The following is a 26,102-nucleotide window of genomic DNA, read 5'->3' on the forward strand; positions in this document are numbered from 1 at the left end:
ATGTGCGGACGGGATAAGTGCTGAAAGCATCTAAGCATGAAGCCCCCCTCAAGATGAGATTTCCCATTCCGCAAGGAAGTAAGATCCCTGAAAGATGATCAGGTTGATAGGTCTGAGGTGGAAGTGTGGCGACACATGGAGCTGACAGATACTAATCGATCGAGGACTTAACCTAATGTCTAATGATGTCACACCTGTTATCTAGTTTTGAGAGAACACTCTCAATTGTTTGGTGGCGATAGCGAAGAGGTCACACCCGTTCCCATGCCGAACACGGAAGTTAAGCTCTTCAGCGCCGATGGTAGTCGGGGGTTTCCCCCTGTGAGAGTAGGACGCCGCCAAGCAGTTTATCTATTTCTACCATGTTTGTTTATGAAGCTTATATCATTCCGCAGTAGCTCAGTGGTAGAGCTATCGGCTGTTAACCGATCGGTCGTAGGTTCGAATCCTACCTGCGGAGCCATTGCTTCCATAGCTCAGCAGGTAGAGCACTTCCATGGTAAGGAAGAGGTCAGCGGTTCGAGCCCGCTTGGAAGCTTTATTTAAATGTATTACTCTTACCAAGGTTTCTCAAAGGTTATCCGATTATGTTATCACCCGCAGGATTTAACGGATGAGCATAGACCCGGCATCAATGTTCAAGCAGTCAAAACGATTCTTGTTTCTGATCCTGATATGATGTATCATGGCAAATGGCTTAAATATGTTGAGCCACTTTTTCTTCAGCATTTGTCCTTGCACATTGGATTAAAATTTATTATGATACTCTTTGTATAATAACTCCTTACCTCAATACACTATACTCAACGTTTCCCCTTTTTCTCCGTAAGTTTTTCTTTTCATTTTCTTCCGTAAAATAATTAAGCTCCCAATACAACAGAAACGGTGCGGATTTATTTTTAAAAAGGAGTCGTTATATTTGAATAGTTTTACATTAAAACAGCAGTGGTTCGGTAATATCCGAAAAGATATTCTTGCTGGTATTTTGGTGGCGTTAGCCTTAATACCTGAAGCGATTGGTTTTTCTATTATTGCTGGCGTTGATCCAATGGTTGGTCTTTATGCTTCATTTTGTATTGCCATTATTATTTCTATTTTTGGCGGAAGACCGGGGATGATTTCGGCTGCGACTGGCTCGATGGCGGTTGTGATGGTGTCGCTGGTTGCCGATTACGGGCTTCAGTATTTATTTGCGGCCACCATTTTGACAGGTGTTATTCAGGTGATCTTAGGCATCAGTAAAATTGCGAGATTAATGAAATTCATTCCTCGTTCTGTGATGATCGGGTTTGTGAATGCGCTGGCGATTCTTATTTTTTCTGCGCAGCTGCCTCAATTTGAAGCTGCATCTTGGAGCATGTATGCGATGCTTGCCGGATCATTGGTTATTATTTATGTACTGCCGAGGTTTACGACTGCGGTGCCATCTCCGCTTGTCGCAATTATTGTGATGACAATTATTGCGGTTACATTCCATGTGGATGTGCGCACGGTTGGAGATATGGGCAATATCTCTAGTTCATTGCCTCATTTTTTAATACCTGATGTTCCGTTTACCTTCGAAACGCTCAAGATTATTTTTCCTTATTCCATTGCTTTGGCGTTTGTCGGTTTGCTTGAATCTTTGCTGACAGCACAGATTATTGATGAAATGACGGATACGGACAGTGATAAAAATAAAGAGAGCCGCGGGCAGGGAATCGCGAATATCGTCACTGGATTTTTTGGCGGTATGGCGGGCTGCGCTATGATCGGACAATCTGTTATTAATACAAAAGCAGGCGGCCGCGGACGGTTATCAGCCTTTGTTGCCGGTGCTTTTCTTATGTTTTTAATTGCCGTTTTGAGTCATGTTGTTGTAAACATTCCGATGGCTGCGTTAGTGGCTGTTATGGTTATGGTATCTGTCGGCACATTTGATTGGTCTTCTTTAAAAGGCTTGAAAAAAGCGCCGATTACAGATTCAATTGTAATGGTTGTGACGGTGATTACGGTAGTCGTGACGGATGACTTATCGAAAGGCGTATTCGTCGGTGTTCTGTTAAGTGCTGTATTCTTCGTAGCCAAAATCTCGAAGCTGAAGATCGTTTCTCATGCAGAAGATCAAAAGCTGAGAACGTATCAAGTGAAGGGACAGATCTTTTTTGCGTCAGTAACTGATCTTACGAATGCGTTTATCTATCAAGAGGATATCGAGCGAGTTGTCATTGACTTGACCGATGCTCACGTATGGGATGATTCAGGAGCGGCTGCGCTTGATAAAATTGTTGCGAAGTTTAAAGAGCAAGGAATTGAAGCTGAATTAAAGGGGCTGAATAATGCAAGTAAAGCCCTTATGAAACAGATGGCATAAAAGTATAAAAGTCCAGATTGATGAGATCTGGGCTTTTTTATATAACATATGGTTGAACTGCATTGATATAATAGAGAGAAAGAAATTTTTAATAGGGGACTTGTATATGATGCTTCAGAAGCTGAACCGTGTATTGGGGAAAGTCATGCCGCTTTTGACACCCACTAGCGTTGTGCTTGGCGTGCTGCTGTCTCAGTTTTTAAATGGATATGAAAGCGCAGTGCCTTGGATATTTGCGTTTATTACGTTTGCGGGCAGCTTGAGCGCGAACTTTCAGTCTTTAAGACACGCCTTGGCGCATCCTCTTCCTATGATTCTTGCATTATTTGTTCTTCATATTTTTATGCCGCTTTTCGCCTGGGGCAGCGGACATCTCATATTTCAAGGTGATCCATTAACGATCACGGGTTTGACATTAGCTGTTGTCATCCCTACAGGAATTACGAGCTTGATTTGGGCTGCAATGTACAAAGGAAATGTTGGTTTGACGCTTTCTATCATATTGATTGATACCGTGCTGTCGCCGTTAATCGTTCCGCTGAGTCTTTCTGTGCTGGCCGGTGCCCAGGTTCACATGGATATCTGGGGAATGATGAAGGGTCTGATTGTGATGGTAGTGATTCCTTCATTCCTGGGCATGCTGTTTAATCAGATGTCATCTCCAGAAAGAACCGCGGCGTTGAGCAGTACGCTGTCTCCCTTTTCAAAGCTGTGCCTGATGGCCGTGATTGCGATTAACAGCTCTGCGATAGCTCCTTATTTCAAAGCGATTGATTTAAGATTTTTAGGGATTGCTGTCACTGTTTTTTGTATCGCGTTAACCGGGTATGCTGCGGCGTGGCTTATCGGAAAAATGATGAAAAGGCGGCAGGAGGAAATTGTCTCTCTTATTTTTACGGGAGGCATGAGGAATATCAGTGCCGGCGCTGTTCTTGCCGTCACTTTCTTTCCGTCTCAGGTGGCTGTTCCGGTTGTGATTGGCATGCTGTTTCAGCAAATCCTGGCTGCCTTGTTCGGCTATATGCTGAACCGTTTCGAATTAAAACCCGTCTTGCAGAAGGTATGAAAAAACCGCTCATATGTTGGAGCGGTTTTTTCCGTATAGCCATTCCAGCGCATTGATAAATTGTTTGCAGAAATGCTTGCGGTGGTGCACCGCCCCTTTTTCAATGACGAGGCACAGCTGATCTTGAGTGAATCCTTTTTCTTTTAGGCTCTCGTGCACGTTTTTTGTTTTTTGCAGCATCGTCTGCTGAATCGATTGTTTTCCGGCGCCTTCTTCACTGCCGACAGACATAAAAATACGCGTTGAACCCGGTCTTACAGAGGAAGTATAGATCGTTTCTGCTGCGTTCTCGTACCAGTATGAGCTTGAGAGAGATCCTATTTTTCCAAATAATGATGAATGTCTCAGAAAGGCGAATATTGAGATGAGGCCGCCTAATGAGGCGCCGATCATACCTCTGGATTGTGCCCTTCTGGAGACATTCCAATTTTCTTCCACAAACGGAATGAGCCGGTTTGTTATTTCAGAAAGATAGTCAGCCCCCTTACCGCCGAAGTCTGGAAACTGATCACTGAGTGATGCGGCGGGCCAAGGAGTGTACTCGTCGAGCCGGTTTTTAGGCTCTATGCCGATCAGCACAAGCTCAGGCACGCTGTTTTGATGAAACCTGTTTTCTATCCGTTCTAGTTGATCTTGAAACAAAGAACCGCCATCGTGTACGTAAACAGAAGGAAATGCCCTGCTGTCCGTACTGTAGGAAGGAGGAAGATACAGCTTTAACTTCCTGTCGCCCGCCTTATGCTCTGATAAAGATCCGTTCAAACATTCTCCCCCTTTTTTTGCTTGAAAAGCAGGTATAAGAAATACGGAACACCGAGTATCGCTAAAATAATGCCGGCTGGCACTTCTGCGGGCTGGAAAAACAGTTTCCCGGCAAAATCAGCGCTCAATACAAGCAGCATGCCGATCAAGCCGCTCAAAGGCAAAATATAGCGGTGTTCGACACCGGCCAATCTCCGGGAAATATGAGGCGCGATTAAGCCGACAAATGCCATGCTTCCCGCCACAGAGACACAGGCGCTAATGATGGCGACACAAGCGACGAGCAGAATGGTTTTTTCTTTATTTGACGAAATGCCAAGACTTCTGACCGTGTCTTCGTCAAAGCGGATGGTATCGAGCAAACGAGATTTGGCCAGAAGAATAGGAATAAACAGCAGCATCCACGGAAGAACGGCTGTGATATATGTCCAGTTCGCAGACCAGATGCTGCCGTTTTTCCATACCATGGCCATTTCATAATCTTGCGGGTCCATTTTTAATGATAGAAACAAAGACAAAGCGCTGAAGCCTGAATTAATCGCGATTCCTACCAGAATAATTCTGCCTGAATCTAAATTGCCTCTGTTCCAAGCGAATATGTAAATCATGACTGCGGCAGCCAGTCCGCCGATCAGGCCGAAAAACGGCATTCCCATTGCCGCGACAATCGAAGTTATTTCTTTCTGGCCTTGGAACAACAGCATAAACGCCACAATACCTGCCCCTGCTCCGGCATTGATTCCCAATATTCCCGGGTCTGCAAGGCCGTTTCGTGTGATGGCCTGAATGACAGCTCCTGCTATGCCAAGTCCAAGTCCGATAATGGCTGCCATGACAATCCGCGGCAGTCTTAAGTCAAACAGCAAAACTTCATACTGCGGATTGGGATTGATCTGAAAAAGAGTGGAGAGCAGCTCTGTCGGACGAACAGAAAATGATCCGCTGGTCATGCTGAAATAGCTGACGAGGAGAATCAATACGATTAACACTGCATATTTTTTAGCCATTTTGCTCTCCTCCTTTTCGTTTGATCAAATAAAGGAAGAAAGGAACGCCGATAATAGAAGTCACAACCTCAATCGGTGTTTCAAATGGATAATTGATAAATCTGCTGGCGAGATCGCACAGCGTTAAAAAGACGCCGCCCAAGATGCAGGAACAAGGGATCAGTCTGTTATAATCTGAGCCGACGAGAAATCTTGTGATATGCGGAACGACTAAACCGACAAACGCAATTTTTCCGGCAAGCGCTACAGCACTTCCGGTTAAAATGATGACAGAGATCATTGCCATGATTTTGATCGTTTTTTTCTTTTGGCCCAAACTCTTAGAAATATCGTCGCCTAGTGATACAGCGGTCACCTTTTTGCTGAGAGAAACAGCTATGACGATACCCGCCAGGAAAAACGGAACGGCAAGCTTTAGAAAGTCGGGGCTCATTTGATGAAGTCTGGCGCTGTACCAGAAACTCAGATCCTGTGAAATTTGAAAATAGATCGATATGGCAGCCGCTAAACTATTAAGCAGCATGCTTGTGACTGTGCCAATGATGGCTAGCTGTACGGGCGTAAACCCGTTAGGCAGCATTGTTGCCAGGCCGAATACCAATGCAGCCCCAAATGCGGAGCCGATAAAAGAGTAAATGATCATTTCGAGCGAAGTTGATTGCGGGAGCAGAACCATACAAAGCGTGATGATAAACGCGGAACCATCTGAAACACCCATAATTGAGGGCGATGCCAAATAATTGCGTGTGATGCCTTGCATGAGCGCTCCAGATACAGCAAGGGCTGCCCCAATGAGCAGAGCGCCGGCAGCCCTTGGAATCCGGGAATGCCATATGATTTGATGGTCTGTGTTTCCCGGATCAAAATGAAAAAGTGATGCAAAGACAATATCAGCATTAAGCTGCTTTGCGCCATAGAGGACGGAAAGCAGCAATGATAATGCAATAGCAAATGGAGAAGTAATCAAAATGATACGTGTCCACTGTTTTGAATACATACAAAAACCTACTCTAATTTAGTCTTGTGTTAATTTTTCAGATGCCGCTTTCAGGAAGCGGACTTTGCTCCAAGCCGTACCGCCTTGTGCAAGAGGATCAACTGAATTGACGTATACATGATCTTCTTTGACTGCTGTGAGGCTTTTCCAGATTGGATTTTTCTCTAAATCTTTTAATGCATCAGGTTTATCCGCATTTTCATCATCAGAAAATTGGACGAAAATGTGGTCAGGGTTCATTTCACTGAGTTTTTCTAATGAAATCAGCTCTTGCGCTTTTGCGGCTTTGACTTCATTCGGCGCTTTAAGGCCTAAGTCGCCATAAAGAGTTGAGTTGAAGTACACTTGTTCAGGATAAATGTAAATATTTCCTTGTCTGATTCTGATGACAAGCGTTTTTGAATCTTTTGCTTGTTTACTGATTTTTGTTTTCGTTTCTTTTAGATCCTGTTCATAGTCTGCAATGATTTTTTTCGCTTTTTTCTCTTTTCCAGTCAGCTGGGCAAGCAGCATCATATTTTCCTTCCAGTTTGATGAGATGTGTGAAACCGGAATGGTAGTGCCAGCCGTACTTATTTTTTGCAGGGTTTTTTCAGGGAACTTTGTAGATGCCAGGATCACGTCTGGCTGCATCTCAAGAATTTTTTCAATGTTTGGTTCCATTTTTTCCCCTGTAGGTGTTGCTTTATCTGTGATGTCCTTGAACATTTCAGGGAATTTTCCGGAGAATGAGATTGCACCCTGCGGATGAACGTCCAGCAGTTTAGCGTCTTCCATGGATTCAACGCTTCCCGTAATGGCAATTTTATCTGTCGGTACGTTTACTTCGTACGTTTTATCCAAATACTCGATTTTCTTTTTCTCGGACTTTGTGCCGTTCGCTTTGCTCGCAGAGGATTCTTCCTTGCTGCCGCAAGCTGCCGCCGTGAGTGCGAGAAGCAAGATTAATAAGGTAAGAGATAGCTTTTTCATCTATAGTGCCTCCTGTTCAATTGATAACTATTATCAATTGGAATTATAGAGAATGAACAGACATAACACCATGGACAAATTCCGTATTTATCATGGACTATCACCGGATAGCATAGAAATGGTTTGCTGAACAATCCGCTCGTGCCCGCAAGCCGAGTACTCATTCCATGGGTCTGAAGAGAGGTGATACACACGTCCATTCCGTACTGCGCTTAGGTTTTGCCATATTTCCGACTGTTTTAATTGCTGATAATAAGCAATGGTTTCCGGCTCTTTAAAAAGAAAGAGCATGATACAGTCAGCTTGGCAATTTGTGATGTCTTCTAATGAAATCGCTTGTTCTGAAGGCGTGTCAGCCGGTTTGAATCCTAAATCTTCAAAGAAAACCTCGCGGACGCTGCGATTATGTGCCATATAAAAGCGCTGCTTATGCAGACGAAGAAAGAGATAACGAAACTCTTGAGCGTGCAGCAATGTCATTTTAGCGGCAGAAATTTGCTTGTCATAGGCTGCGAGCCACTTTTCAGCCTCCGATTCTTCCTTTAAAAACGAGGCGGTGTGCAGAAAGTGAGCTCTCCAGTTTTCTTCTGCAGGAAGGTAACATACTTCTGCAATGCTGTTCAGACGCTTTTGTTCTTCTAAAGAAACAGAATCCATGCTGAAAATGATATCGGGTTCAGCTTGGGACAACGTCTGCAGGTTTTCCTCCCACTTTTCATTAAACCGATATGCGCTGAGCTGTACTGGAATATCTGCTGAATAATGCTGATAATAGTAAGCCGTCCATTTTGGATGGAGTGCGGCTGCAAACGGTATGTGATGCAGAGGAATGAGCTGACCCATTGTTCCCTTTCCATAGGCGGCTAGTTTTTGCCTGCGTTTTTTCATATAGCTTGTAGGTGAAGAGCCTGTGTGCTTTTTAAAGATTCTGCTGAAATAAAATTCATCTTGATAGCCAGTTTGATGGGCGATTTCTTTCAGTTTACAGTTGGATCTTGCCATAAGCCGCTTTGCTCGGGTAATCCGAGTTTTTGTAATGAATTCTGTTACGCTCTGGCCTGTCCATTTTTTAAAGGTTTCGCTGTAATGCTTGGCGCTGATTCCTGCCATTCTTGAGAGCTGGGCAAGTGTAATTTTTGTATCGGCATGAGTTTCAATGTAATGTTTTGTTTTTTCAATCGCAGATTGTGTATCGTTTTGATCGGATACATGAGCTGTGAATAGATCATAAATCAGGCTCTGAACCTCTATCACACATTTTAATTGAGAAAGCTGAGCTGCTTCTGTCCATATTTCAGCAAGTTCTTGAAGCCGGGCTGAAAGGTTTTCGATATGTGAAACATTCACAAGGTTTAGACTGGATAAATCAGTTTCAGTGCATGGTTTTAAGAGATCTTGCCGGGCTTCCGCTGTATAGCAGTGAAGTCTGATCAGACACACATCTATGTTTCTCTCTTCTGCAAATGTAATGCCGAATGTCTCATGAGGCGGACAAACATACAGTGTCTTTTTTTGGAGAGGAGCGGTTCTCGTTCCGATAGAAATATGTCCATCTCCTTTTAAATGAAAGATCAGCACGAATGAGTCGGCCAATTGCTGTTCTGAGAAGAGATCACTCGTTTTCTTCATATATTCAATTTGTACCGGATGATAAATCATTGAGTTTTGCAAGGAGAAGACCACCTTTTCAGAAACGCTCGCTTAAATGATAATCATTTTCAATAAAATTGTACCAAATAAATGAAAGTTTTCCTATATAAAGCGTGTTGTTTTTGGATTTAAAAACCCTTGCCGCAAATGTGCGGGCAAGGGAAAATGATCATGCTTTTGTTTGGTAAGAAAATGTTACACGTGTAACATACCATTCTTAAGTCTTAATAAAGGAGATATTGTTTTCTGGTTTTATTGAATTGCTTTAGCTGTTTTTGATAGGTGTCAATGATTTCATCAATTGAAGCACCGTTCTCGATTTTTGTTCTGATCCAGCCATTGCCTGCCAATTTATCAAATGAGCCAGACGCTAGGAACTGAAAATCATTAGGATAGAGGTCATGTATCATTTTAATAAGCGACAGTCCTGTTTTCACCGCTTCAAATTTTTCTCTGTCCGTGATATAGAGTTGTACGCCGTGGCAAAGTGTTCCTTGATGTTTAGAGAACGTTGGAGTGAAGGAGGAAGCTCTGAAGGTAACGCCAGGCAGATCAAGACTGTTCATTTTTTCTGCAAGCTCTGTGCTTTTGATAAAGGGAGCCCCGATCAACTCGAATGGCTTAGTCGTTCCCCGTCCTTCAGATACATTCGTTCCTTCAATTAACCCTGTTGCAGGGTACACAAATGTGCTCTCTGCGGTTGGCATATTTGGTGAAGGGAGGACGAATGGCAGTCTGGTTTCGTCAAAATCCATAGAGCGTTTCCAGTGCTTCATTTTTACGACTGACACATCAGCATTAATATTAAATTCCTTGTTGAATAGTAAAGCCAATTCTCCAATGGTCATCCCGTGCTTTAACGGAATGGGATAGAGTCCGACAAAGGATGCGTACTCGGGCTCCAGCACTGGTCCTTCAACCTTTTTTCCGCCTTGGGGATTTGGGCGGTCCAGCACGATAAAAGGAATTCCGTTTTCTTTAGCGGCTTCCATTGCATAAGCCATTGTATAAATGTACGTATAGTAACGAGTCCCGACGTCCTGGATGTCAAATAGAAGAACATCGACATTTTTCAGCATATCAGGAGTGGGTTTTTTCGTTTTTCCGTAAAGGCTGTATACGGGAACCCCGGTTTTTTCGTCAATGTAAGAGCCTACTTCATCTCCTGCCTGAGCGTCGCCGCGAACGCCATGCTCAGGCCCGAATAAAGCTGTCAGCTGTATATCGGAGTCTTCGTAAAGAATATCTACACTGCTTTTAAGGGATGCACTCACACCTGTTGGATTTGTAATCAGCCCAACTCTTTTTCCCTTTAGCTGCTTTTTGTGTTGTGACAAGAGGATATCAATACCGGTCTGGACTTTAGGTTTTTTTGCTGTTTGTTTTTCTGAATCAGGCGAAGCTGAGGCAGCCGTCATTGTTCCGAACATCATAAGTCCTGCGAGAAGAACCCATACCGTTTTCTTCATATGCTCCTCCTTATTAAAGCGGTTTTCCCGTTTTGATGTTTACTCCATAGCCAAATGGATAAAGGATGTCTCCCGGTTTTGTGACGGATGGAATGTCGACTGGCAGCGTGCCCTTTGGCTTTGATTGTCCGAAGATTGCTTTAACGCCGGCCGGAATATTCGGCTGGAGATAACGCCCGTTTGCATACCCTTTAAAACCATAGACGGCAATCAAAGCTCTTGCTTCTTCGAAATTGGCGGCATCATATGGATTGCGCAGACTCATTAAGACAAACTGCTTTTTGTGCTGCAGTGCGGCATTCATGACAGCTCTCGGAAAAGCGGTGGCCCATTTGCTTGAATCTGTTACCGTGTCGTCGATGACACCGTCGTTGACGACAGGGTCATTTTTTACAACGTAAGAGCCTGTAATAATATAATCAGCTTCTTTTACTTGTTTTTCATGCTCAGCATTAAATACCTTTTCTGCAAAGTTCATTTTGTTGAGAGAAACAGATTTGATTTTTTTCCGCTGCATTAAATCGTGAATGGTTTTTTCAATGGATGCTGTTTGTTCCTCGTAAGGTGCGGCAATTAAAATTCGGCTGCCTTTTTTGGGTTTGAACGGCAAGGTATGCTGATCATTTTTTAATACTGTCACTGCCTTTTCAGCGATTTTTTGCTCTGTCTTTGTATGGTGTTTGCTTCCCACTGTTTTGAGCGCTTTCTTCACCTTTTTATCTATGCTGCTGTCATGCTGAGCGGGGTAAATACCGCGCTTTATTTTCAGGGAAATGATTCTTTCCACCGATTTGTTGATTTGCTGTAAGGGAATGTCTCCATTTTTAACAGCTTCTTTTAAGGAGTCAATTACGCTTGCCAATTTTTGTTCATCTTTCAAAGATGTAACTGAGGCAGGCATTAGCGCGATATCAACACCGGCCTTTATGGCCATGACGACCGCCTCTTCCTGACCGAAATGATCTGCTATGGCTTTCATATTGAGAGCATCAGTGACGATTACACCGCCAAATTCCATTTCCTCCCGAAGCAGCCCGGTCATTACTTTCTTTGAAAGTGTAGCGGGAACCATAATATCTGATCCATCAAGCTTGCTTTTATATGTGGTGTCGTCAAAGGCTGGGAATTGAACATGAGCTGTCATCACCATATCTGCTCCGGCATCAATCGCTTTTTGAAAAGGATAGAGTTCAACCTCACGAAGCCGTTCCTGGTTATGAGAAACGAGCGGCAGTCCATAATGGCTGTCAACGTCAGTGTCTCCATGTCCCGGGAAATGTTTAAGAGCAGAGGCAATATTTTGCCGTTGCAAACCTTTCATAGAATATAAACCGAGTCGTGCTGTCAGTTCACGATCAGAACTGAATGATCTCACACCGATCACGGGATTATCAGGGTTATTATTAATGTCCAAGACTGGGCTGAAATCTGTATTGATGCCTAAGACAGAAAGCTCTTTTCCAATCATGCTGCCGGTCTGATATGCATTGATTCTGCTTCTTGTTGCGCCAAGCGCCATATTGCCTGGGAAATTAGTGCCCTCCCCTAATCTCGTCACGATCCCGCCTTCTTGATCAATGCTGAGTAAGAGCGGAATCTTGGGGCTGGCCTTTTGATATGCGTCTGTCAGCCGTACCGTTTGCTCAGTTGTTTTTACATTTTCTGCAAATAGTATGACGCCGCCGAATTGATATTTCTTGATGAGGCCAGCGACTTCCTCATTCATTTTTGTGAAGGCTTGCGGAGAAGACTCACCTTCTTTTTTCCAGTTTCTGAAATCCGGCATCAGCATCTGGCCAATTTTTTCATCTAACGTCATACGATCAACGATCTGTTTGGCATCATCTGAGCTGCGGGGTTTTGCTTCAGCTGTCTGACTGACGCCGAGAAAACATGAAAGAAAAAGGACGGTGGAAAGGATAAGCGAAATGACAGGTTTCATAACAACTTCCTCCTATCGTCAATTATTTCATTGCTTCATAAATCGCGGTGATGACGCTTCCGTAACTGCCTGTTGAAAATTGGTCACCCTCAAACACGTTCGGATTTTCCGCTGGATCAGCGACGGGTGAATGCTTTTTATTTGTTAACAAAGCGATGCCTAAATTGTATGCCGGATCAATGATGGTAACCGTTCCTGTCCAGCCAGTATGTCCGTACGCATTTTCGCTTGCATAAGGGCCAAACATCCATTCCATGCTTTTACTGCCGTTTCGCCGCCATCCAAGGCCAAACGTCGGATCTGTTGCTGATGGCGCCGTAAATAGGTCAGCTGTTTTCTGATCGAATAATGAAACGTTACGGTACGTTCCTTTGTTTAACATGACTTGAAGCAGAATCGCCATATCATCAGCGTTTGAAAACAGTCCGGCGTGGCCTGAAACGCCTTCCATCGAATAGAATGCTTTTTCGTCATGTACTTCTCCTTGCAGCGTGTCTGTGCGGATATGAGGGAAATGGATAACACCGTCTCGTGTATTGCCCATACGTTCAGTGGCTGCGAACTGTTTTGCTTTAAAGCCCTTTTGCAGCGGATTGTACAACGTATGTTTCAGCTTCAGCGGTTTGTAGAGCTCTTGTTCCGTATAGACATCAAGCGGTTTGCCGGTGAGTTTTTCGACAATACAGCCGAGAAGCATGTATCCAATGTCACTGTATACGTGTTTTGTTCCTGTTTCATAATCCAGCGGGATTTTCATCAAGTATTCAATGGTTTTCTCCCGCTCCTGAGAATAATACATTCCGGCTTTTTCCGGGCTGTAAAAGTAGAAGCTGGATGGAAGCCCTGATTGGTGCTGCAGGACATCAATGACACGAATGTTATCTTTCCCTTTGAAGCGATCTGCAGGCTGATCCTTGAAATCAGGCAAATAAGCAGATACCTTTTCATAAACGTCGAGTTTGCCTTGGCTTACTAAGCGCTGTAAAGCAAAATTAGCCGCATACATTTTTGTATTTGATGCCAAGTCAAACATCGTGCGGGTTTTCATTTTTGCCGGACGGCGCAACAGTTCAGCCCCGTCATATTTTTTACTGTAGCCGTATGCTTCTTTTTTGATCATACGGCCGTCCTTCACGACGACCAGAACGGCGCCGGGGAATCCTGCTGCAATGTCCCGTTCAATCATCTGATCAACCTTCCTTAGTTTCTTCGACGAAAACTGTGCAGTTTCTGAATTTATTGTTTTCGGCTCAACCTGGTTGTCTGCTTGATGAAGGGCGGTTTGTGCGAAGGCTTCGTTCGGCGTCAGAATGGACACGGTTAAAATAGCGCTGAGTAATGCTAATGTCTTCGTTCTCACAAGCTTGCTCCTTTCCGTGTTTCTATGCCGTTACTATTCCTTAAACGTCATCATTTAATCGAACTGGGCAGCCATTTCATCTTTATATCCGAAAGCGTAGGTCAATAAAAAGCCGGCCGCATAGGAAATAAAGAGACCGATGATATATAAGATGATTTGTGAAGGCAGAACCAGAAAGGAGAGCGGCAATCCGGAGACGCCGAGCGCAACTGTGGCAACCTGAAAATAAGCTTGAAAAGCTCCGCCGATCCCCGCCCCTAAGCATGCTGTCAAAAACGGACGGCCAAGCGGCAGCGTGACACCGAATATGAGCGGTTCACCGATGCCGAGCAGTCCTGAAGGAAGACCCCCTGTGATCGCTTTTCTCAGCGTTTTTTTCTTTGTTTTAACGAAGATGGCGAAGGCTGCGCCCACTTGTCCCGCGCCTCCCATGGCAAGGATAGGGAGAAGCGGGTCATCACCGATCGAATTGATGAGTTCCATGTGCACCGGCGTCAGGCCTTGATGTAACCCGGTGACAACGAGAGGGAGGAAGGTCGCGCCCAGAATAAAGCCTGCAGCGATTCCGCCGATGTCTAAGATGGCCAGAAGACCGGATGTGATGACATCTGAAATGAACCCGCCTAAAGGCATGAAAACGACGTACGTCAATATTCCAGTGATCAAAAGTGAAACTGTTGGAGTTACGATAATATCGAGTGATTGAGGAATAAAGCGGCGGATGAATTGTTCTGTGTAAGCAATGAATATAGCTGCGAATAGAACGCCGATGAGCCCTCCCCTGCCGGGAAGAAGCTGTTCTCCGAATAAGCTGATCTTTGCGATTTCCGGGTTAATGATCAGAATCCCTGCCAGAGCGCCGAGAGCGGGCGTCCCGCCAAATTCTTTTGACGCGTTAATGCCGACGAGAATGCCGAGATAAGTGAACAGGCCTGATCCGATGACTGTGAGGACAATAGCCGTTTGTGATTCTGCAGAGAGCCAGCCGGCTTGGATTATCGCTTTGGTAATCCCGGTAATTAAGCCTGAAGCGACGAGTGCGGGAATGAGAGGTATGAAGATGCTGGCTATTTTACGTAAAAAAAGCTTAAATGGAGTGGCGTTCTTACGATTGATATCGGATTTCTTTTTGGCGGCGGCCTCTTTTAGATTAAAATCTTTTTCTGATGATACCAGCTTCGAAAAAGCGGCGGTGACATGATTAACGACACCAGTGCCGAGGATAATCTGCAGGGTTTCAGCTTCGACGACTCCAAGGACGCCATCAAGTTCCCTTAACGCCTTACTATCCGTTTTACTGACATCGTAAGGCGTAATGCGCAAGCGGGTCATGCAATGCGTATAGGAAGAAATATTGGATTTCCCCCCGCATAGCTCAAGGATTTTTTCCGCCAGAGTATTGTAGTGTTTTTCTTTGCTCATACAAACCCCTCCCTTTCAAGATGCCTTATGTCTTTCTCATAGATTTGATTGCTTCTCGCGTTTTATCAATGTAGCCGACTGTTTCTTCATACTGCTCGGCCGCCATGCTTAAAAACAAAACATCAATTATAAAAAGCTGGGCGAGACGGGAGGAAGTGGCTGCGCTTCGAATCAGGGCCTCGTTGGAATGGGCTGTATATAATGAAACGTCGGATAATGCAGAGACGGAGGTTTGGCTGAATTGCGTAAGGCTGATGATTGTGACGCCTTTTTCCTTTGCCATCGAAAGCAGCTCGATGATTTCCTGTGTCTCACCTGAAAATGAAATGGCAAATACAATGTCTTTCTTATCTGCATTTGCGATTAAAGATGCCACAAGATGAGTGTCCGTGAAAGCAGTCGCCTGTTTATGAATTCGAAGCCATTTTTGCTGGGCATCCTTGGCGACAATTCCCGAGGCGCCCAGACCGAAAAAATGTACAGTGTTCGCTTGAAGCAGCAGAGAAACAGCGCGCTCAAGCTCTTGAAAATCCATGAGATCTGAGGTGTCTTGAATTGCTTGAATGGCATTGCCGGCTGCTTTTTCAGAGATGGAAGGCAGCGATTCATGAGGAGCGATGTCCCGGTAGCCTTGAACAGCAGGTTTTGCCAGATCGCCCGCTACCCTCATTTTTAAATCCTGAAATCCCTTTAGTCCCAGTGACTTGCAGAGCCTGATGACGGCAGCGTCACTTGAATTAGCTAAGGCGCTGATTTCGCTGACTGTGCTTTCTATCGCTTTGTGGGGATGGGCTAATATGTAGTCCGCAAGCTTACGCTCTGATTGTGGCAGCTTGTGTTTCATTGATTGAATGATAGCTAAACCGCCTGTCGCCATTACTGTCTCTCCTTATCATGAATGGTAGTTTTCAATTGCTTTGTCTATAAAACCGTTCGCTTCATCAAGCAATGTCTTCGCTTTATTTTGATCTGTGCTGGTTTTGAGCATAACAATTGCTGTTTTGACATGAAGATTCGCTTGTTCAAGTGTGTATTGCGCTTTCTCATAAGAAACGTCTGTGAGGCTTTGAATGATGCTGATGGCGCGTTCTTTTAGTTTTTTGTTGCTGACATTGACATCCACCATCAAGTTTTCGTAGACCTTGCCGATTTTGACCATTACAGCGGTGGATATCATGTTTAGAATCATTTTATGAGCGGTTGCGGCTTTCATACGTGTCGAGCCTGTAATGACTTCTGGCCCGACGACGACCTCAATGCTGTGATCAGCGTGTTTGCTGATGGCAGATTGACTGTTACAGGTAAGGGAGACGGTGTTTGCTCCGATTGTGCGGGCGTATTTCAGCGCACCCGCTGCATAAGGCGTACGGCCGCTTGCTGCAATCGCGATCACTGTATCGGCTGAGGTAAGATGGATGGCTCGTAAATCCTCGGCCCCTGCTTCTTCATGATCTTCAATCCCCTCTGCCGCCTGCAAAAATGCGTTGGGACCGCCGGCCATTAACCCGATTACCTGATCAGGAGTGACGCTGTAGGTCGGAGGACATTCAACTGCGTCCATCACACCGAGTCGGCCGCTAGTGCCTGCACCTGCGTAAATGAGCCGTCCGCCATTTTGAAAGGATTCATACGCGCATTCGACGGCTGCTTTGATATCGGGAAGGACACGCTGAACGGCGGCAGCGACTTTGATATCTTCATTGTTAATCATTTTTAAGATATCGAGGGTATTAGCTTTGTGTATTTCCAATGTTTGGCTATTGCGTGATTCAGTTGTAAGGCTGTGAAGATTCAATTGTTCTGACATGAGGATGCCCCCTGTGTAAAAATAAATATATCTCAATATTCAGTATATTCATTTCTGTTATGATATTTCAACTATCATTTTTAACTTTTGAAACTTTATTTCAAAAGAGGCTATAAGAAATAATGAAGTATCAGCTGTTCGCCAAGCGGCCCGATTTTTCGGCGTCCTTTATCAAGAAATCCGGTTTTCATATAAAGCTGCTTTGCACGGGTGTTCAGGTGGTTGACGGCTAAAATGATTTCATCGCACCATGGGAAATACCCGTTAACAAAAGAGGGGAGCTGAAGCATGGCTTTTTTCGCATAGCCTTGTCCGTGGTGGGCAGAGTTTAATGATAAGGAACTGAGCAATAAAGCAAATGGATTGTTGGAATAGGGAGCAATGGTTTCTTTTGACGTATGCAGAATGAAAAAGCCTATTGGCAGATCACCTTTTAAGATAACAACAGGATAGCGCTCCTGTATGCTTAGAGCCTGAGTCAGTACCTCTTTAGGGAGAGCCGTAAAGCGTTTGTCATCATTGTGTAAAGTAAAGGCGTAAAGCTCCGGCAAGTGCTCAGGCTTATAGAAGGATAAAGAGATATCTTGCGTCATGATGAGCCTCCTTATAATATGTCGTCTAACTGGTTTTCAGAAATTACACGGTACCCCGCTTGTTTTAATAGCGCGGCGGTTACTCCGTTTCCAGCAATTTTTTTGCCTGAAAATGAGCCATTATAGATGAAATTGCTTCCGCATGATGGGCTATTTTCTTTCAATATGACGGCAGAGGCGTTGATTTCTTTTGCATAGGCCAATGTTTGGGCCGCGCCCTTCATATATAAATCTGTTACATCTTCTCCTGAAGACGTTATGATTTTCGCGGTTCCATTAAGAACATCCTCACCAGTGCCTCCGATGATTTCTGCTGGTTCCCGGGGAGTGGAGAAGCCGCCGAGAAGTTCAGGGCAAGCCATCACTGCTTGTTTTTCTTCAATCAGTTTTCGGATTTTCTCTGATGCGGCATGCGAACCGTTGTATCTGCATTCAATGCCGCCGAGGCAAGAGCTGACTAGTATCATATTGGTTTCTCCTCTCTTGATTCGATCTATATCTATCTTAAAATAAATGATAAATGGTAGGAGCCTTTTTCAGTTAAAAAAGAGGTTAAAAAGTTTGAAAATAAAAAATTTAAATTTCCTCTTTACAAAAGGGGGGGAACCTGTATATAATAACTTTTGTCAGCTCGACGAGAACACAAACGGCCCGTTGGTCAAGCGGTTAAGACACCGCCCTTTCACGGCGGTAACACGGGTTCGAATCCCGTACGGGTCACCATTTGGAGGATTAGCTCAGCTGGGAGAGCATCTGCCTTACAAGCAGAGGGTCGGCGGTTCGAGCCCGTCATCCTCCACCATCTTGCCGGTGTAGCTCAATTGGTAGAGCAACTGACTTGTAATCAGTAGGTTGGGGGTTCAAGTCCTCTTGCCGGCACTGTTTTTCTTGAAAATATGGAGGGGTAGCGAAGTGGCTAAACGCGGCGGACTGTAAATCCGCTCCCTCAGGGTTCGGCAGTTCGAATCTGCCCCCCTCCACCATCATTGGGCTATAGCCAAGCGGTAAGGCAACGGACTTTGACTCCGTCATGCGTTGGTTCGAATCCAGCTAGCCCAGTCACAGACACCTTTGATCAAAAGGTGTCTTTTTTCTTTTTGAAAAATCATTCTAACTTCTAACTGTTCAGTCTGTATAATAATTTTAAAAATATGTTAAGGTAGTTTATTCACAAATTGCCATCTACACCCTGCCAAAAATTTGTTAAACTTATTTTATAAAAAAATTGAAACCTTTAGAAACGAAGCTCGTATACATACAGACCGGTGAAGGCAGAGGTTAGATAAATATGGAAATGATGATTAAAAAGAGAATTAAGCAAGTCAAAAAAGGCGATCAAAATGCATTTGCGGACATCGTAGATATTTACAAGGATAAAATTTATCAGCTTTGCTACCGTATGCTTGGCAATGTGCATGAGGCGGAAGATATCGCACAAGAGGCTTTCATCAGAGCGTACGTCAATATCGACAGTTTTGATATCAACCGGAAATTTTCAACTTGGCTTTATCGAATTGCGACCAACTTGACCATTGACCGCATTCGCAAAAAGAAGCCGGATTATTACCTCGATGCAGAAGTGGCGGGTACAGAAGGCTTGACGATGTATTCCCAAATCGCCGCAGATGGAGTTTTGCCTGAAGATGCAGTCGTATCGCTGGAGCTTTCACACACAATTCAGCAGAAAATATTAAAGCTTCCTGACAAATACAGAACTGTCATTGTATTAAAGTATATTGATGAACTCTCATTAATTGAAATCGGCGAGATTCTGAACATTCCTGTGGGGACTGTAAAAACGCGGATTCACAGAGGCAGAGAGGCTCTTAGAAAACAATTAAGGGATCTTTAAGTGGGGTGATGAAATGAGCTGTCCTGAACAAATTGTGCAGCTTATGCATATGCATCTTGATGGAGATATCCTTCCGAAAGATGAACAAGTATTAAAAGAACATCTGGAGGCATGCGAGGATTGCAGAAAGCATTTTTATGAGATGGAAAAATCCATTGCGCTCGTCCGGAGCACATCGCATGTCGAAGCCCCCGCCGATTTTACCGCTAACGTCATGGCAAAATTGCCTAAGGAGAAGAAAAGAGCTTCTGTGAAAAGATGGTTCAGATCACATCCGGTTATCGCGGCTGCTGCGGTATTCATCATTTTGATGGGCGGAGGATTGTTAAACAGCTGGCACAATGACCACAACTTCAGCGTGTCGAAGCAGCCGAATCTGGTCGTGCAAAACAATACTGTGATCGTGCCTGAAGGTGAGACGGTCAAAGGTGATGTCACCGTCAAAAACGGCAAGCTGATTATTAAAGGGAAAATAGACGGGGATGTCACCGTTGTAAACGGAGAAAAGTATATGGCCTCTGCTGGACAAGTCACCGGTCAAATTGAGGAGATTAATCAATTATTCGACTGGACATGGTATAAAATGAAGTCTGCGGGGAAAAGTGTATTCAATGCATTAGACCCGAACGGAGAAGAGTAAAGCGTGTGGTGCGCTTTACTCTTTTTTAGGTTCTCAAACGGCTGGCATATTTCACTTGCCAAAACGAAATGTGGTATAATGGGCTCGCTATGTAAAGTACATATGCGTAACACATTAAACTTCAAAATACGAAATGACTGAATTCTTGGAGGACGAGGAAATGGCTTTTGAGGATATCCCTTTTTTGCAGTACCTCGGCAATGCCGTTGATATTCTCCTTGTTTGGTATGTGATATATAAACTGATTATGGTGATACGCGGCACGAAGGCGGTTCAGCTCTTAAAAGGAATCGTTGTGATCGTGCTAGTCCGTATGGCCAGTCAATATTTGGGCCTCGGCACGCTTCAGTGGCTGATGGACCAAGCGATAACATGGGGATTTTTAGCAATTATTATTATCTTTCAGCCTGAGCTGAGAAGAGCGCTTGAACAGCTTGGACGGGGCCGTTTCTTCTCGAGGAGCGGCACGCCGGTTGAGGAAGCGCAGCAGAAAACAATTGATGCTATAACGAAAGCGATCAATTATATGGCGAAACGCCGGATCGGCGCCCTTTTAACCATTGAGCGGGATACGGGTATGGGGGATTATATTGAAACGGGCATTCCTTTGAATGCAAAGGTCAGCTCTGAGCTCTTGATCAATATTTTTATCCCGAATACACCGCTTCATGACGGAGCGGTCATTATGAAAAATAATGAAATTGCCGCTGCCGCCTGTTATTTGCCGCTTTCTGAAAGCCCGTTCATTTCAAAAGAACTGGGCACGCGGCACAGAGCGGCTGTCGGAATCAGTGAAGTTACAGACAGTTTGACGATTATCGTGTCTGAAGAGACCGGCGGCGTCAGTGTGGCGAGGAATGGCGACCTTCACAGAGAGCTGACGGAAGAAGCGCTGAAAGAAATGCTTGAAGCAGAGTTTAAGAAGAACACCAGAGAGACTTCTTCTAACCGTTGGTATTGGAGGGGCAAGAAAAATGGATAAATTCTTAAACAACCGCTGGGCTGTGAAAGTCATTGCGCTGCTTTTCGCGCTCTTGCTTTATGTAGCGGTTAACAGCAACCAAGCACCAACTCCGAAAAAACCAGGTGAATCATTTTTTCCGACATCTACAACTGATGAGGCAACACTGACTGATATACCGGTTAAAGCATATTACGATGATGAAAATTATGTCGTGACGGGCGTTCCGCAAACGGTGAATGTCACGATAAAAGGTCCGACAAGCGCCGTGAAGAAGGCGAGACAGACAAAGAATTTTGAGATATACGCGGATATGGAGAAGCTGAAAACCGGCACACATAAGGTCGAGCTTAAGGCCAAAAACGTGTCGGATGGGCTGACGATATCCATTAATCCGTCCGTGACGACCGTCACCATTCAAGAACGCACGACAGAAAGCTTTCCTGTTGAAGTGGAGTATTACAACAAAAGCAAAATGAAAAAAGGCTATTCTCCGGAGCAGCCGATTGTCAGTCCTAAAAATGTACAGATTACAGGTTCTAAAGACGTGATTGATAATATTTCTCTTGTGAAAGCTTCGGTAAACCTGGAAAATGCAGATGAAACGATTGAAAAGGAAGCGAAAGTGACTGTCTATGATAAAGACGGAAACGCGCTTCCTGTCGATGTGGAGCCCTCGGTCATCAAAATTACCGTTCCGGTGACAAGTCCGAGTAAAAAAGTGCCCTTTAAAATTGAGCGGACAGGAAGCCTTCCTGACGGTGTCAGCATAGCGAATATCGAATCAAGTCCCAGTGAGGTGACGGTTTACGGCTCGCAGGATGTCTTGGATTCTCTTGAATTTATAGACGGTGTCAGCTTAGATTTAAGCAAAATCAAAAAGGATTCTGATATCGAGGCAGATATTCCGCTTCCTGACGGCGTCAAAAAAATCTCGCCGTCAAAGGTGACGTTGCATATAGAAGTAGATAGTGAAGCGGATCAGACGTTTGAGAATGTCCCTATTAAGACTGTAGGGCTGAGCAGCTCACAGAACATTGAATTTCTGGATCCGGAATCACAAACGATAGATGTTACGGCCAAAGGCTCTCCCGGCAACATAAAAAAACTGCAGAAATCAGACATAGAATTGTATGTGAACGTATCTGATTTAGATGACGGAGAGCATAGTGTGAAGCTTGAAGTAAACGGGCCTCAAAATGTAACCTGGTCCTTGGGGCAGAAAAACGCAAAAATCAAGCTTACGTCTAAAAAAACGAATACGACAACAAAAGATAACAGCAATACGACGTCAGGGAACCAGGATGACACTGATGACAAGACGAATGACAAAGAGAATAATCAGCGAGAAGATACAACGAACAGTGATAAAAACAATGATGATCAAAATCAAGACGAAAACCAAGATCAAAATCAGGATCAGGATGAAGATGAATCAAATACAGGTTCACAATCTTCATCAGAATAAAAAAGGAGCGATTATAAAATGGGCAAGTATTTTGGAACAGATGGTGTAAGAGGTGTTGCCAACAGCGAGCTTACGCCTGAGCTGGCCTTTAAAGTCGGACGTTTCGGCGGGTATGTGCTGACCAAAGACAAACAACGTCCAAAAGTGCTGATAGGCCGCGATACACGCATCTCCGGCCATATGCTGGAGGGAGCCCTTGTCGCCGGACTTTTATCAATTGGCGCAGAAGTCATGCGTCTGGGAGTCATTTCTACACCTGGTGTTTCCTATTTAACAAAAGCGATGGATGCAGAGGCGGGCGTCATGATTTCTGCTTCTCATAACCCAGTGCAGGATAACGGAATCAAGTTCTTTGGAGGAGACGGATTTAAGCTTTCTGATGAACAGGAGGCTGAAATTGAGCGTCTGATGGATGAACCGGAGGATAAGCTGCCAAGACCGGTTGGAGCTGACCTGGGACTTGTAAACGACTATTTTGAAGGCGGCCAAAAGTACCTGCAATTCTTAAAACAGACTGCCGACGAAGATTTTACAGGCATTCATGTTGCGCTTGATTGCGCACACGGAGCGACGTCATCGCTTGCGACACACTTGTTTGCCGATTTAGACGCAGACGTGTCGACAATGGGAACTTCTCCGAACGGATTAAACATCAATGACGGAGTCGGATCTACTCATCCTGAAGCGCTTAGTGCGTTTGTAAAAGAGAAAAATGCTGATATCGGCCTTGCGTTCGATGGTGACGGCGACCGCCTGATCGCAGTCGACGAAAAAGGAAATATCGTTGACGGCGACCAAATTATGTACATATGCTCAAAATACCTGAAATCAGAGGGCCGCTTAAAGGATGATACGGTTGTTTCCACAGTCATGAGCAACCTCGGTTTCTATAAAGCGCTTGAAAAAGAAGGGATAAAGAGCGTGCAGGCGGCTGTCGGCGACCGCTACGTGGTAGAGGCGATGAAAAAAGACGGCTACAATGTCGGCGGAGAACAGTCCGGCCACTTAATTTTCCTTGATTACAACACAACAGGTGACGGATTATTGTCCGCCATTATGCTGATGAATACATTAAAAGCGACAGGCAAGCCGCTGTCAGAGCTTGCGGCTGAAATGCAGAAGTTTCCGCAGCTTTTAGTCAATGTGAGAGTAACTGATAAATATAAAGTCGAAGAAAATGAAAAAGTAAAAGCCGTTATTTCTGAGGTTGAAAAAGAAATGAACGGCGACGGCCGGATTTTAGTGCGCCCATCTGGCACTGAACCGCTCGTTCGTGTGATGGCTGAAGCGAAGACGAAAGAACTGTGCGATGAATATGTTAATCGCATTGTTGAAGTCGTCCGGTCAGAAATGGGATTAGAGTAACGAAATCTATAAACAGAGAGCGAACAAGACAAGTGCGACTCACATATAATAATTGTGAGACAGGCGGCAAAGTTGTTTAAAAAACAATTGACCATTCTTGGCACATGCTGTAAAATCAAGCTTGTCTTGTTCTTGTTTTCTAGAGGCAGGAAAGACGGGATTTTGTTTTACTTATAATTATAGCGCCCGAACTAAGCGCCCGAAAAAAGGCTTAGTTGACGAGGATGGAGGTTATCGATTTTTCGGCGGATGCCTCCCGGCTGAGTATGCAGATCACAGCCGTAAGGATTTCTTCAAACCAAGGAGGCGACTCCTTGAACAAAGGGAAATCACATGATCTTCCATAAAACATGTAGGAGGGGACGATTGAAAGTCCCCTTGAAAAATGACTTTCTTCGTCTCCTTTTACAATCTTAGGAGGAAGAAATTATGTGTGGAATCGTAGGTTATATCGGTCAGCTTGATGCGAAGGAAATTTTGTTAAAAGGATTGGAGAAGCTTGAGTACCGCGGCTATGACTCTGCGGGTATCGCAGTTGCCAACGAACAGGGAATCCATGTGTTCAAAGAAAAAGGACGCATTGCAGATCTTCGTGAAGTTGTGGATGCCAATGTAGAAGCGAAAGCCGGAATTGGTCATACTCGCTGGGCTACACACGGCGAACCAAGCTATCTGAACGCTCACCCGCATCAAAGCGCACTGGGCCGCTTTACACTTGTCCATAACGGCGTGATCGAGAACTATGTTCAGCTGAAGCAAGAGTATTTGCAAGATGTAGAGCTCAAAAGTGACACCGATACAGAAGTAGTCGTTCAAGTAATCGAGCAATTCGTCAATGGAGGACTTGAGACAGAAGAAGCGTTCCGCAAAACACTTACACTGTTAAAAGGCTCTTATGCAATTGCTTTATTCGATAACGACAACAGAGAAACGATTTTTGTAGCGAAAAACAAAAGCCCTCTATTAGTAGGTCTTGGAGATACATTCAACGTCGTGGCGTCTGACGCGATGGCAATGCTTCAAGTTACAAACGAATATGTAGAGCTAATGGATAAAGAAATGGTCATCGTGACTGATGATCAAGTTGTTATCAAAAACCTTGATGGCGACGTGATTTCACGTGCTTCTTATATCGCTGAGCTGGATGCCAGTGATATCGAAAAAGGCACGTACCCTCACTACATGTTGAAAGAAACGGATGAGCAGCCAGTTGTGATGCGCAAAATCATCCAAACGTATCAAGATGAAAACGGCAAGCTGTCTGTGCCTGGCGATATCGCTGCCGCTGTAGCGGAAGCGGACCGCATCTATATCATTGGCTGCGGAACAAGCTACCATGCAGGACTTGTCGGTAAACAATATATTGAAATGTGGGCAAACGTGCCGGTTGAAGTGCATGTAGCGAGTGAATTCTCCTACAACATGCCGCTTCTGTCTAAGAAACCGCTCTTCATTTTCCTTTCTCAAAGCGGAGAAACAGCAGACAGCCGCGCGGTTCTCGTTCAAGTCAAAGCGCTCGGACACAAAGCCCTGACAATCACAAACGTACCTGGATCAACGCTTTCCCGTGAAGCTGACTATACATTGCTGCTTCATGCAGGCCCTGAGATCGCTGTTGCGTCAACCAAAGCATACACTGCACAAATCGCAGTTCTTGCGGTTCTTGCTTCTGTGGCTGCTGACAAAAACGGCATCGCTATCGGATTTGACCTCGTCAAAGAACTCGGTATCGCAGCAAACGCAATGGAAGCCCTTTGCGACCAGAAAGACGAAATGGAAATGATCGCTCGTGAATACCTGACTGTATCCAGAAACGCTTTCTTCATCGGACGCGGCCTCGACTACTTCGTATGTGTCGAAGGCGCACTGAAGCTGAAAGAGATTTCTTACATCCAGGCAGAAGGCTTTGCCGGCGGCGAACTGAAGCACGGCACCATCGCCTTGATCGAACAAGGAACACCAGTATTCGCACTGGCAACACAAGAGCACGTAAATCTAAGCATCCGCGGAAACGTCAAAGAAGTTGCCGCTCGCGGAGCCAACACATGCATCATCTCACTGAAAGGCCTAGACGATGCGGATGACAGATTCGTACTGCCGGAAGTAAACCCAGCGCTTGCTCCATTGGTATCTGTTGTTCCATTGCAGCTGATCGCTTACTATGCTGCACTGCATCGCGGCTGTGATGTTGATAAACCGCGTAACCTTGCGAAGAGTGTTACTGTGGAATAATAAATGTTTAACCCCTTTGGTTATTTAGCCAAAGGGGTTTTTTGTCCATCCGTCGTTTATAAGTGAACGGATCGTTTTATTTTGCATTCTCGGTATTCCAACTATGTAGTTGTAACTTTCCTCTTCTCAACGCTGCAAAGTTGGTACCCGATGTTAGATAGTCGGTACCCGACCAACAGGGAAT

21 protein-coding genes, 7 tRNA genes and 2 rRNA genes are annotated in these 26,102 nt (G+C 44.7%); 17 read left to right on the top strand and 13 right to left on the bottom strand.

Going from position 1 to position 26,102, the window contains the following annotated elements; genetic code table 11:
- From AU387_RS00005 to AU387_RS00035, 6 genes are all read left to right on the top strand, one after another.
- Window positions 1-175 (top strand): 23S ribosomal RNA (locus tag AU387_RS00005); the annotation flags it as partial.
- A 53-nt stretch (window positions 176-228) separates the two neighbouring features.
- Window positions 229-344: ribosomal RNA gene (gene rrf / locus AU387_RS00010) — 5S ribosomal RNA — on the top strand.
- 44 nt (window positions 345-388) lie between these two features.
- Window positions 389-463 (top strand) — tRNA-Asn (locus AU387_RS00015).
- 2 nt (window positions 464-465) lie between these two features.
- Window positions 466-538 (top strand) — tRNA-Thr (locus AU387_RS00020).
- Window positions 539-919: 381 nt separating this feature from the next.
- Window positions 920-2,353: a SulP family inorganic anion transporter gene (locus AU387_RS00030; protein ID WP_059334365.1), complete on the top strand. Its 1,434-nt coding sequence runs from the start codon at window positions 920-922 to the stop codon at window positions 2,351-2,353.
- A 145-nt stretch (window positions 2,354-2,498) separates the two neighbouring features.
- Entirely contained in the window at window positions 2,499-3,419 is a 921-nt protein-coding gene (locus AU387_RS00035; protein WP_082687797.1) for a bile acid:sodium symporter family protein, read from the top strand.
- A 9-nt stretch (window positions 3,420-3,428) separates the two neighbouring features.
- Here AU387_RS00035 and AU387_RS00040 read toward each other — a convergent pair whose 3' ends face one another.
- The 13 genes from AU387_RS00040 to AU387_RS00100 form a co-directional block, all read right to left on the bottom strand.
- Window positions 3,429-4,181, bottom strand: a complete 753-nt coding sequence (locus AU387_RS00040) for an alpha/beta hydrolase (RefSeq protein WP_059334367.1) — start codon at window positions 4,179-4,181, stop codon at window positions 3,429-3,431.
- A complete protein-coding gene (feuC, locus tag AU387_RS00045; protein WP_059334368.1) occupies window positions 4,178-5,188 on the bottom strand; it encodes an iron ABC transporter permease FeuC in 1,011 nt (336 codons plus the stop codon). The genes AU387_RS00040 and feuC overlap by 4 nt, the downstream gene beginning before the upstream one ends.
- Entirely contained in the window at window positions 5,181-6,185 is a 1,005-nt protein-coding gene (locus AU387_RS00050) for a FecCD family ABC transporter permease (protein WP_044162184.1), read from the bottom strand. Before AU387_RS00050 ends, feuC begins: the two co-directional genes overlap by 8 nt.
- Before the next feature lie 18 nt (window positions 6,186-6,203).
- Window positions 6,204-7,157, bottom strand: a complete 954-nt coding sequence (gene feuA / locus AU387_RS00055; RefSeq protein WP_059334369.1) for an iron ABC transporter substrate-binding protein FeuA — start codon at window positions 7,155-7,157, stop codon at window positions 6,204-6,206.
- Between the two features lie 90 nt (window positions 7,158-7,247).
- Complete coding sequence (btr, locus tag AU387_RS00060) at window positions 7,248-8,828, bottom strand: bacillibactin transport transcriptional regulator Btr (RefSeq protein WP_059334370.1); 1,581 nt, start codon at window positions 8,826-8,828, stop codon at window positions 7,248-7,250.
- A 203-nt stretch (window positions 8,829-9,031) separates the two neighbouring features.
- On the bottom strand, window positions 9,032-10,276 hold the full coding sequence (locus tag AU387_RS00065) for an exo-beta-N-acetylmuramidase NamZ family protein (protein WP_059334371.1): 1,245 nt from the start codon (window positions 10,274-10,276) through the stop codon (window positions 9,032-9,034).
- A 13-nt stretch (window positions 10,277-10,289) separates the two neighbouring features.
- On the bottom strand, window positions 10,290-12,218 hold the full coding sequence (locus tag AU387_RS00070) for a glycoside hydrolase family 3 protein (RefSeq protein ID WP_059334372.1): 1,929 nt from the start codon (window positions 12,216-12,218) through the stop codon (window positions 10,290-10,292).
- A 22-nt stretch (window positions 12,219-12,240) separates the two neighbouring features.
- Window positions 12,241-13,578 carry a penicillin binding protein PBP4B gene (gene pbp4b / locus AU387_RS00075; protein WP_059334373.1) on the bottom strand — a complete coding sequence of 446 codons (1,338 nt, stop codon included), beginning with the start codon at window positions 13,576-13,578 and terminating at the stop codon, window positions 12,241-12,243.
- A 54-nt stretch (window positions 13,579-13,632) separates the two neighbouring features.
- Window positions 13,633-15,000 carry a PTS transporter subunit EIIC gene (locus tag AU387_RS00080; protein ID WP_059334374.1) on the bottom strand — a complete coding sequence of 456 codons (1,368 nt, stop codon included), beginning with the start codon at window positions 14,998-15,000 and terminating at the stop codon, window positions 13,633-13,635.
- 25 nt (window positions 15,001-15,025) lie between these two features.
- On the bottom strand, window positions 15,026-15,877 hold the full coding sequence (locus AU387_RS00085; protein WP_059334375.1) for a MurR/RpiR family transcriptional regulator: 852 nt from the start codon (window positions 15,875-15,877) through the stop codon (window positions 15,026-15,028).
- Between the two features lie 15 nt (window positions 15,878-15,892).
- Window positions 15,893-16,807 (bottom strand): N-acetylmuramic acid 6-phosphate etherase, encoded by a 915-nt coding sequence (murQ, locus tag AU387_RS00090; RefSeq protein ID WP_059334376.1) that lies wholly within the window; start codon window positions 16,805-16,807, stop codon window positions 15,893-15,895.
- A gap of 110 nt (window positions 16,808-16,917) precedes the next feature.
- Entirely contained in the window at window positions 16,918-17,400 is a 483-nt protein-coding gene (locus AU387_RS00095) for a GNAT family N-acetyltransferase (protein WP_044162166.1), read from the bottom strand.
- An 11-nt stretch (window positions 17,401-17,411) separates the two neighbouring features.
- On the bottom strand, window positions 17,412-17,867 hold the full coding sequence (locus tag AU387_RS00100; protein WP_059334377.1) for a 2-thiouracil desulfurase family protein: 456 nt from the start codon (window positions 17,865-17,867) through the stop codon (window positions 17,412-17,414).
- Window positions 17,868-18,048: 181 nt separating this feature from the next.
- On the opposite strand from AU387_RS00100, the gene AU387_RS00105 reads away from it, so the two are divergent.
- The 11 genes from AU387_RS00105 (at window position 18,049) to glmS (ending at window position 25,918) form a co-directional block, all read left to right on the top strand.
- Window positions 18,049-18,123, top strand: a tRNA-Glu gene (locus AU387_RS00105).
- A 3-nt stretch (window positions 18,124-18,126) separates the two neighbouring features.
- Window positions 18,127-18,202 (top strand) — tRNA-Val (locus AU387_RS00110).
- 4 nt (window positions 18,203-18,206) lie between these two features.
- Window positions 18,207-18,279 (top strand) — tRNA-Thr (locus tag AU387_RS00115).
- A gap of 19 nt (window positions 18,280-18,298) precedes the next feature.
- A tRNA-Tyr gene (locus AU387_RS00120) sits at window positions 18,299-18,383 on the top strand.
- A 4-nt stretch (window positions 18,384-18,387) separates the two neighbouring features.
- A tRNA-Gln gene (locus AU387_RS00125) sits at window positions 18,388-18,459 on the top strand.
- A 229-nt stretch (window positions 18,460-18,688) separates the two neighbouring features.
- Complete coding sequence (gene sigW / locus AU387_RS00130) at window positions 18,689-19,252, top strand: RNA polymerase sigma factor SigW (protein ID WP_010332813.1); 564 nt, start codon at window positions 18,689-18,691, stop codon at window positions 19,250-19,252.
- A 13-nt stretch (window positions 19,253-19,265) separates the two neighbouring features.
- Window positions 19,266-19,892: an anti-sigma-W factor RsiW gene (gene rsiW / locus AU387_RS00135; RefSeq protein ID WP_044162162.1), complete on the top strand. Its 627-nt coding sequence runs from the start codon at window positions 19,266-19,268 to the stop codon at window positions 19,890-19,892.
- Window positions 19,893-20,052: 160 nt separating this feature from the next.
- Entirely contained in the window at window positions 20,053-20,874 is an 822-nt protein-coding gene (gene cdaA / locus AU387_RS00140) for a diadenylate cyclase CdaA (RefSeq protein WP_044162160.1), read from the top strand.
- The gene (cdaR, locus tag AU387_RS00145; protein ID WP_044162158.1) at window positions 20,867-22,321 is read left to right on the top strand and encodes a CdaA regulatory protein CdaR; all 1,455 of its coding nucleotides are present in this window, start codon (window positions 20,867-20,869) and stop codon (window positions 22,319-22,321) included. The genes cdaA and cdaR overlap by 8 nt, the downstream gene beginning before the upstream one ends.
- Window positions 22,322-22,339: 18 nt before the next feature.
- Entirely contained in the window at window positions 22,340-23,686 is a 1,347-nt protein-coding gene (glmM, locus tag AU387_RS00150) for a phosphoglucosamine mutase (protein ID WP_059334378.1), read from the top strand.
- A 429-nt stretch (window positions 23,687-24,115) separates the two neighbouring features.
- Window positions 24,116-25,918 carry a glutamine--fructose-6-phosphate transaminase (isomerizing) gene (glmS, locus tag AU387_RS00155; RefSeq protein WP_044162154.1) on the top strand — a complete coding sequence of 601 codons (1,803 nt, stop codon included), beginning with the start codon at window positions 24,116-24,118 and terminating at the stop codon, window positions 25,916-25,918.
- Window positions 25,919-26,102 lie beyond the last annotated feature (184 nt).

The sequence above is a fragment of the Bacillus halotolerans genome (assembly GCF_001517105.1).
GTDB lineage: Bacteria > Bacillota > Bacilli > Bacillales > Bacillaceae > Bacillus > Bacillus halotolerans.